The organism is Mesotoga sp. HF07.pep.5.2.highcov (assembly GCF_003666285.1).
Classification (GTDB): domain Bacteria; phylum Thermotogota; class Thermotogae; order Petrotogales; family Kosmotogaceae; genus Mesotoga; species Mesotoga prima.
Window position 1 is genome coordinate 1 of record NZ_JFHJ01000221.1, and the last position, 7,442, is coordinate 7,442.

General features: G+C 47.4%; 6 protein-coding genes and 1 pseudogene. 4 read left to right on the forward strand and 3 right to left on the reverse strand.

All coding sequences use genetic code 11. The annotated features are described in order from the left end of the window. Positions 1 to 33: 33 nt before the first annotated feature. The 3 genes and pseudogenes from BG32_RS17070 (at position 34) to BG32_RS04615 (ending at position 2,609) form a co-directional block, all read left to right on the forward strand. Positions 34 to 865: pseudogene (locus BG32_RS17070) on the forward strand (sulfide/dihydroorotate dehydrogenase-like FAD/NAD-binding protein). After that, positions 858 to 2,237, forward strand: a complete 1,380-nt coding sequence (gene gltA / locus BG32_RS04610; RefSeq protein WP_121526477.1) for an NADPH-dependent glutamate synthase — start codon at positions 858 to 860, stop codon at positions 2,235 to 2,237. Before BG32_RS17070 ends, gltA begins: the two are co-directional and overlap by 8 nt. 144 nt (positions 2,238 to 2,381) lie before the next feature. Beyond that, the gene (locus tag BG32_RS04615; RefSeq protein WP_006490138.1) at positions 2,382 to 2,609 is read left to right on the forward strand and encodes a hypothetical protein; all 228 of its coding nucleotides are present in this window, start codon (positions 2,382 to 2,384) and stop codon (positions 2,607 to 2,609) included. Between the two features lie 266 nt (positions 2,610 to 2,875). On the opposite strand, the gene BG32_RS04625 is transcribed toward BG32_RS04615, so the two are convergent. The 3 genes from BG32_RS04625 to BG32_RS04635 form a co-directional block, all read right to left on the reverse strand. Next, on the reverse strand, positions 2,876 to 4,312 hold the full coding sequence (locus BG32_RS04625) for a cell wall metabolism sensor histidine kinase WalK (RefSeq protein WP_121526473.1): 1,437 nt from the start codon (positions 4,310 to 4,312) through the stop codon (positions 2,876 to 2,878). Beyond that, entirely contained in the window at positions 4,309 to 4,983 is a 675-nt protein-coding gene (locus tag BG32_RS04630) for a response regulator transcription factor (RefSeq protein ID WP_121526474.1), read from the reverse strand. The genes BG32_RS04625 and BG32_RS04630 overlap by 4 nt, the downstream gene beginning before the upstream one ends. Positions 4,984 to 5,301: 318 nt before the next feature. Then, entirely contained in the window at positions 5,302 to 5,685 is a 384-nt protein-coding gene (locus BG32_RS04635; RefSeq protein WP_121526475.1) for a hypothetical protein, read from the reverse strand. Between the two features lie 183 nt (positions 5,686 to 5,868). Here BG32_RS04635 and BG32_RS04640 point away from each other — a divergent pair, with 183 nt between their 5' ends. Then, the gene (locus tag BG32_RS04640) at positions 5,869 to 6,918 is read left to right on the forward strand and encodes a BMP family ABC transporter substrate-binding protein (RefSeq protein WP_121526476.1); all 1,050 of its coding nucleotides are present in this window, start codon (positions 5,869 to 5,871) and stop codon (positions 6,916 to 6,918) included. The last annotated feature ends 524 nt before the right edge of the window (positions 6,919 to 7,442 follow it).

Consider the following 7,442-nt stretch of genomic DNA (forward strand, 5'->3'; position numbering starts at 1 on the left):
AGGATTCTGATATCATTAAGATGAGGTGATTGAATGCACGCAGTTCTCTCAAAGAAAAGAATCGCTCCCGATACGTATGATATCTGGCTTTCTCATCCAGATATCTACAGATACGCAAAACCAGGTCAGTTCCTGATAATAAGGATAGACGAGTTTGGTGAGAGGATTCCTCTCACGATAGCGTCGGCAGAAAAAGACAGGGTAAGGGTGATAGTGAAGGCCGTTGGAAAGAGCACCTATAAACTCTGTGCAATGCACGAAGGAGAATCCGTAGCCGATATAGTCGGCCCCCTTGGAAATCCCAGCGAGATCGAGAAACTTGGAACGGTCTGTGTTGTTGGTGGAGGAGTGGGAATAGCTCCTTTGTTTCCCGTTGCAAGGCTCTCAAATCTGCCGGAAACGAGGTAATCGGTATACTGGGTGCGGCGAACAAGGATCATCTGATTATGGTCGACGAGTTTAAACCCTTTCTTGACAGGCTTTACCTCTCTACAGATGACGCTCTGCCGGAGTTAAGGGAACCGTTACGAACCCGCTCAAAGAGGTAATCGCAGATTATACGCCAGCAACGATATGGGCAATCGGTCCGATGGTTATGATGAAGTTCGTCTCTCTTCTCGCTTCCCAGAATGACATACCTTGCTGGGTGTCTCTCAATCCGATAATGGTTGATGGCACGGGAATGTGTGGCGCCTGCAGGGTTGAGGTCGGAGGCGAGATGAAGTTCGCCTGCGTTCATGGACCGGAGTTTGACGGCAGATTGGTTAACTGGGACGAGCTGATCAAAAGGCAGTATCAGTACAGAGAAGAGGAACGGCTTGCTCTTGAGAAATACGTACATGAATTGGGTGAGAAGGATGGTTGAGAAGTTCAAAGCAAGAATGAGGGAACTCGACCCTTCGGAGAGAGTTAACAACTTCGAGGAGGTCGCACTTGGCTACACTAAGGAAGAGGCGATCGCTGAGGCAAATAGATGTCTCCAGTGCAAACACAAACCCTGTGTGGCCGGTTGCCCCGTTGGAATAGATATCCCCGGTTTTATCAAGGCCCTTAGAGAGGGTGACATTGAGAAGAGCACGAGAATCTTGAAAGATGCGAACAACCTTCCGGCCATCTGTGGACGAGTCTGCCCTCAGGAGAAGCAGTGCGAAATGGCCTGCGTCGTAGGAAAGATTCCCGGCAGCGAGCCCGTTGCAATAGGGAGACTGGAGAGATTCGTCGCCGATCAGAATATTCCACTCGAGACCACCGTGAAGCCGTCCGTAAACAAGAGAGTTGCAGTAATCGGTGCAGGTCCGGCCGGATTGACGGCCGCCGCCGATCTCGCGAAAGAGGGTTTTTCGGTTACAGTCTTCGAAGCCTTCCATACGGCGGGAGGTGTGCTTGTTTATGGTATTCCCGAATTCAGACTCCCTAAAGAGATCGTCGCAAAGGAAGTCGAATTTGTGAAGAGCCTGGGAGTTGAATTCCGTTTCAACCAGATTGTCGGCCGAACGATTCCATTCGAAGAGATCAAGAGCGAATATGATGCCGTCTTCATAGGTATCGGCGCAGGTGCCCCGAGATTCATGGGGATTCCGGGATCGAATCTCAACAATATATTTTCCTCTTCCGAATATCTCACGAGGACAAACCTGATGAAGGCCTATCTCTTTCCGATGTACGACACACCAGTAAAGATAAAAGACAGAGTGGCCGTGATTGGAGCCGGAAATGTGACGATGGACGCTGCAAGAACCGCAAAGAGGCTCGGAGCCAAAGAGGTCCATGTGGTCTACAGGAGAAGCGAAGAAGAGATGCCCGCGAGAATAGAGGAGTATCACCATGCCGTAGAAGAGGGAATCGTGTTCCACTGGCTAACCCTTCCCGTTGAGTACATTGGAGATATAAACAACAACGTCACCGGGATGAAGTGCGTAAAGATGACTCTGGGAGAACCGGACGATTCGGGGAGAAGAAGACCGATACAGGTTGAAGGATCGGAATTCATCATGGAAGTTGACATGGTCATCGAAGCAATCGGTCAGACTCCAAATGCCATTTTGAAGGCCGGTTTCTCAACTGTAAGACTGAACAAATGGGGCAACATCGATGCCGATGAAGCCAGCGGCAGGGTTGACGAAGGCATCTTTGCCGGCGGAGACATCGTTACTGGTTCTGCAACGGTAATAGAAGCGATGGGAGCCGGCAAACGCTCGGCGAGGGCGATAAAGTCATACTTATTGCGTAAGAGATAGGCTTCAGCACTGCAATAATGTATAAATGTATATTTGTGGAGAGTTAATCTAGAGCATTTCCTAATAAGAAAAGTCGACGGCCCTTCTGGGTTTGTCCCAAACAATTGCTCCTCATTCTTCTGAGAAAGTCTCGCCTGCTTAGAGGTGACTTACTTTTTTCTGGACAGATCAGATGGCAACCTCTCGAAGAAAATCGCCGTTTCATTAGTTGAGAAGGCATTCAGGACGCTAAAGGGAGTGGATCTCAAGATACGGCCAATACACCACTGGCTTGAGAAGAGAGTTAGGGCCCACATATTTCTCTGCATGCTAGCGTATTATGTTGAATGGCATTTGAGGGAGTCATGGAAGGGCATGATCTTCACCGACTAATATGCCGATAGAGAACATTTACTACAGGCTACTAGATCCAAAAGTGCACTTGAGAAGACGAGAATGAAGAAGCTGAATGAAGTTGTCTGTCTAACTGGAGTTCGATCCCTTTCCCGGTTTTGCACAAGAGATTCCGGAAAATGGGAGGCTGGCCTCAGCTGGCCAGAAATACAAGAGGGCACGATTTGCGCCCTCTTTTTTTGTCTCGATCATTTTGAATTCAGAAAGTGGTTAACTGTCGGTTTTTCCGGAAACAACAAAGAATTCTAAATCGGTAGCGTGACGATCGTTGCTACGAACTCACCTTCATTAACTATTGAAATAGCTCCACCGTGCAATTCGATAATCCTTCTCGTTATGCTCAGGCCAAGTCCATTTTCTCCTCCAACCCCCTTGTTGAAGGGTTTGAAGAGCTCTTCCAGTTTGGTTTCGGCAACTTTCTCTCCATCGTTTGCGAATCGTATCAAAAGACTCTCTTCTCTCTCGTTTACTGCCATAGTTACCTCTATTCTGCTCTTCGCATACCGGATCTGGTTTGAAAGTATGTTTTCAATGGCTATCGCCAGCTGTTCTTCATTGACCTCGGTCTTGAAGTCTTTAAGATTCAGATTCCAGTCTATGTCGTCTCTCTGGAAAGAAAATCGCCCGACTGTGTCCTCAAGGAGTTCTGAGAGATTGACTTCCTCTTTTTCGAGGCCGTGACGCGACAGGTATTCAAGTCTCGTTATGAAGAGCAGATCCTTTACCCTCATATCCATTCTCTGGATCTCTTTATCTATGACGTCTATAGCACTATCCAGGTCGCCTCCGGGATAAATGCCGTCTTTGATTGCCTGTGCGTAACTTCGTATAACCATGACAGGTGTCTTCAGTTCATGGGAGATAAACTGGAGCATTGACTGTTGTTCTCTGTCCTGCTCGCTAAGACTCTTTCTCATATTCTCGATTGAATCGGCCAGCTCTCCGATCTCGTCGCTTCTATTCAAAGAAATCGGCCTGTCCCAGTTTCTCTTTGAGATCATTCGCACGTCCTCGGAAAGCTTCTTGAGAGGCTTAGTCAGGTATCTAGAGAAGACTATTATGAAAACCAGACTGACCACTGTCATTATCGCCATTACGAGCAACAGCCTGGAGAACAACGTCGATGAAAGAGTGTTCATGTACGTATCCCACATATAGGAAATCATCGTAACGTCTCTTCCCGAAATCTCTTCAGTACGAATCACATAGAAAAGACTCCGGCCGGAGAGAAGCGTTTCGTACCTCTCTGAAAGCGACGTCTGCTTTTCTGCGTTTTCTCTAATGGATTGCATAACAGGAAGTATTTCGGGAATAATCGTTCCGCTAATTAGTACGTCCCTGGAAGTTGAGTCCTGAAGTGGAGGAGTTCTGTCGGAGCTATCCTGGGTTCCAAATCTGTTCAGGTAGTAATCTATTAGGTCAAACTCCCTGTCGAAGACCATTATGTGTCCTACGTCTCTGGCATTTCTAAGACTGTTGAGGTCGATATCCTCGAAGGGGATGAACCCTCCCTGTAATTCGATAATCCTCACTTCTTGAGTGTACTCTATCGTTCTGTACGCTTCGGTGGTGAAAAAGTCTCTTATAGACCATCTGAAGACGATACCCAGAAGGAGGAATAGGATAGAAAGAACGGCGGCAAATAGCAGCCAGAGCTTGTCGGACAGACGCCAGGATTTCATATGTTCACACTCTTATAGCCGAAACCGTAGACGGTTTCGATCTTGAAATGGGGCATCTTCTTTCTAAGTCTCCGTACAAGATCGTCAACTGCTCTATCACTACCGTAGTGGTCGTAACCCCAGACTCTGTCAAGTATCTGGTCTCTTGAAAAAGGCTTGCCTTTGCCGTTGACAAAGAGCAGGAGCAAATCGAACTCCATGGAAGTGAGCTCAATAAGCTGTGACTGATTCTCGTCGATTTCTTCGGTAACTGTTCTTCTCGCCTCGTCGATCTTGTATGGAGGAACGTGTATGATTCCGCCAGAATGGTGGATGCGCTCAAGAATCTTCTTGACCCGAATGACAAGCTCCCTTGGGAGAAAGGGCTTGGACAAGTAGTCGTCGCTTCCCATCTCGAGTCCGACAACTCTATCAATATCTTTGTCCCTTGCTGAAATAAAGATCACAGGTATCATCGAATCCCTCTTCCTGATTTCTCTGAGAAGCTCGAAGCCATCGATCCCCGGCAGCATTATGTCAAGAATCCAGATATCGGGAGAGTCATCGATTTCATCGAATGCGTCGCTTCCGTTCTTGAACGACTTGACTTCCCAGCCCTCCTTCTCGAGATAGGAAGTCAGTACGCTGTTCAGATTCTTTTCGTCTTCAACGAGATTTATCCTTGTTCCCATGAATCACACCTCTGTGAATTCCACTTTATTCAATAATAATTGATTTCGCTATCAATAACTAACCGGTAAACCGGACTGCATAGATATGTCTCATTTTCTGTATTGCAGTCCGGCCTTTCCAAAGAACTACCTTTTCTGAGTAACGATCAAAACACTGTCACATGCTGCACAGTCTTCGCCACTATCTATTGCCGTTCTCAGATTATCACGCTCCTTTGGACTTACGGAATGGGGCGGTTCCAGTTATCTATGTCAGACTGTCATCGTAGTTCTTGTCCTATCCATTGGGTCAGCACTGTTCAAGGTTTTTGCAAAAGCCTAAAAGGGATCTACACTCTTTACTGCCACAACTATCGTTTCAACTCCATTGCTCACCCTTGTAACCTGAATCGAGAACTCGGGCGGTTCGTAGATACAGCCCGCGGCAGATTGTAGTGTGTCGTGATTCTTGTGAACCGGAGTCATATCGAGCATCATCACTTTCGTAATCGATTCTTCTTCCCAAGAACGCAGTGTTTCCTCCAGATCGTCAGGGTCGATCACGCGGTTATCGGTTACGAGATGCGAATCAGTTCCTTCGATTTCGCTCACCACAACTCTCTTCAGAGAATGCAGGCCCAGGTCCTTCAGCTTCTGGATAAGGTCGTCCAAAGTCATTTCCGTTTTATTTGAATATCGCTTCTCATGGCTTGTGACTAACATTTCTTCAACTCCTTAGTCTCTGAGATCTAGTTTCAGTAATATTATAGAAAGTAATATGCGAGAGAATTCGGCAAAAGTGTGGGATATAATGGGATTCATAGGACCGGGATTCCATAGGTCTTGCAATTGGAAGGCCATTAAGATGCTCTTATTCAGCTATCGAGCTACCTACGGAGGTGTCTCATGAAAGGGATTATTACCGTTCTATTCATACTGTGCGCAGTTATTCTGGCTTCAGAGCCTCTAAGCATAGGCTTTATCTATGTCGGTTCGGCCGATGATGGCGTCTGGACAGAGAAACACGATGAAGGCAGGCGGTATCTCGAAAAGACGTTTGGAAGTCAAATCGAGACTTCTTTCATAGAAAACGTGACTGAAGGAGAACAGGACCTGGAGGTTCTTAGAAGTTATGCCGAACGTAACGTCAAACTCCTTTTCAGTACAAGCTTCGGCTTTATGGACGATGTGATGGAGATAGCGAAGAACTATCCCGATACGATCTTCATGCATTGTTCGGGATATAAGACCGCTGAAAATGTCGGAACCTACTTCGGAAGGATATATGAGCCGGCCTACTTGACCGGTCTCATCGCTGGGGAGATGACAAAAAGCAACATAATCGGCTATGTAGCGACATTCAAGATTCCGGAAGTTATCAGGGGGATAAATGCTTTTGCGATTGGAATCGCAAAGGTCAATCCCGATGCGCGCGTGCACGTTATCTGGACCGAGACCTGGTTCGATCCCTCTTCCGAAGAGGAGGCGGCCGACGCCCTCCTGGATCTTGGAGCCGATGTAATCGCTCAGAGCCAGGATTCGCCAGCTGCAGTTCAGGCGGCCGGACAACGGGACGTTTACGCTATTGGTTACAACACCGATATGAGTGCCTTCAGTCCAGACACTTTTCTGACTTCTCCCGTATGGAACTGGGGAGTCTTTTACGAGAGAGTCGTAAAAGAAGTAATGGAGGGAAAGTGGACCAGCTATCAATACTGGGGCGGAATAGAGGACGGTGTAGTCGACATAGTGATGAGTAATCTAGTTCCCGCCGATCTTCAGAAACTTGTCAATGAAGAAAGAAGCCGGATAATTGAGGACGATTATCATCCCTTTGAAGGGCCTTTGCAAGATCAAGACGGAAAACTAAGATATTCAGAGGGTGAAAAACCAACCGACGAAGAGCTTTTGACCATGGACTGGTTTGTGAGTAACGTCATCGGCAGCCCGAAGTGACTCTTATCTTCTTAGTTTGATAGAGCAGGCCAGGCGAAACCAGACTTGCCAGCGAAAGCAGACTGGCTTCTGAATTCCTCCCGCGGAAGCGGCATCACTTCTTCTCTTGGTCTTCTCGGAGGAGAACCGTTGACGGACAACGTTGTTTTCAGCAGCGCTCAGCGGTTGTTAGGAGGAGATGCTGAAACAAGTTCATGACGGGATGTGACGTTTTTGTTCAGCCTCTGGCTTGCAACTTGGAACTGAGAACTTGCAACTGCTCTTCTAAGGACGGGTCCATGATCCGGGACTCTAACCAAGAACGAAGAACTGATCTTCGCTCTGGAACGAAGAAAAGGCTTTTTATTCGGTGAACGGAGAACCATTCAACGGTGATCCCGTTTCACTTGCTCTTGGCACTTACCAACCCGCAACCACCAACCCCGAACCTCGTCATTTATTCTTGCAACTTGGAACTCACAACTTGCAACTGCTCTCGAAGGACGGCTCTTAATGCTCTTGATCTTAAATCCCCGCTTGAGCGG

Coding starts and splice junctions, on each gene's coding strand:
- gltA (WP_121526477.1), top strand. CDS start 858: ATGGTTGAGAAGTTCAAAGCAAGAATGAGGGAACTCGACCCTTCGGAG.
- BG32_RS04625 (WP_121526473.1), bottom strand. CDS start 4,312: ATGAAATCCTGGCGTCTGTCCGACAAGCTCTGGCTGCTATTTGCCGCC.
- BG32_RS04630 (WP_121526474.1), bottom strand. CDS start 4,983: ATGGGAACAAGGATAAATCTCGTTGAAGACGAAAAGAATCTGAACAGC.
- BG32_RS04635 (WP_121526475.1), bottom strand. CDS start 5,685: ATGTTAGTCACAAGCCATGAGAAGCGATATTCAAATAAAACGGAAATG.
- BG32_RS04640 (WP_121526476.1), top strand. CDS start 5,869: ATGAAAGGGATTATTACCGTTCTATTCATACTGTGCGCAGTTATTCTG.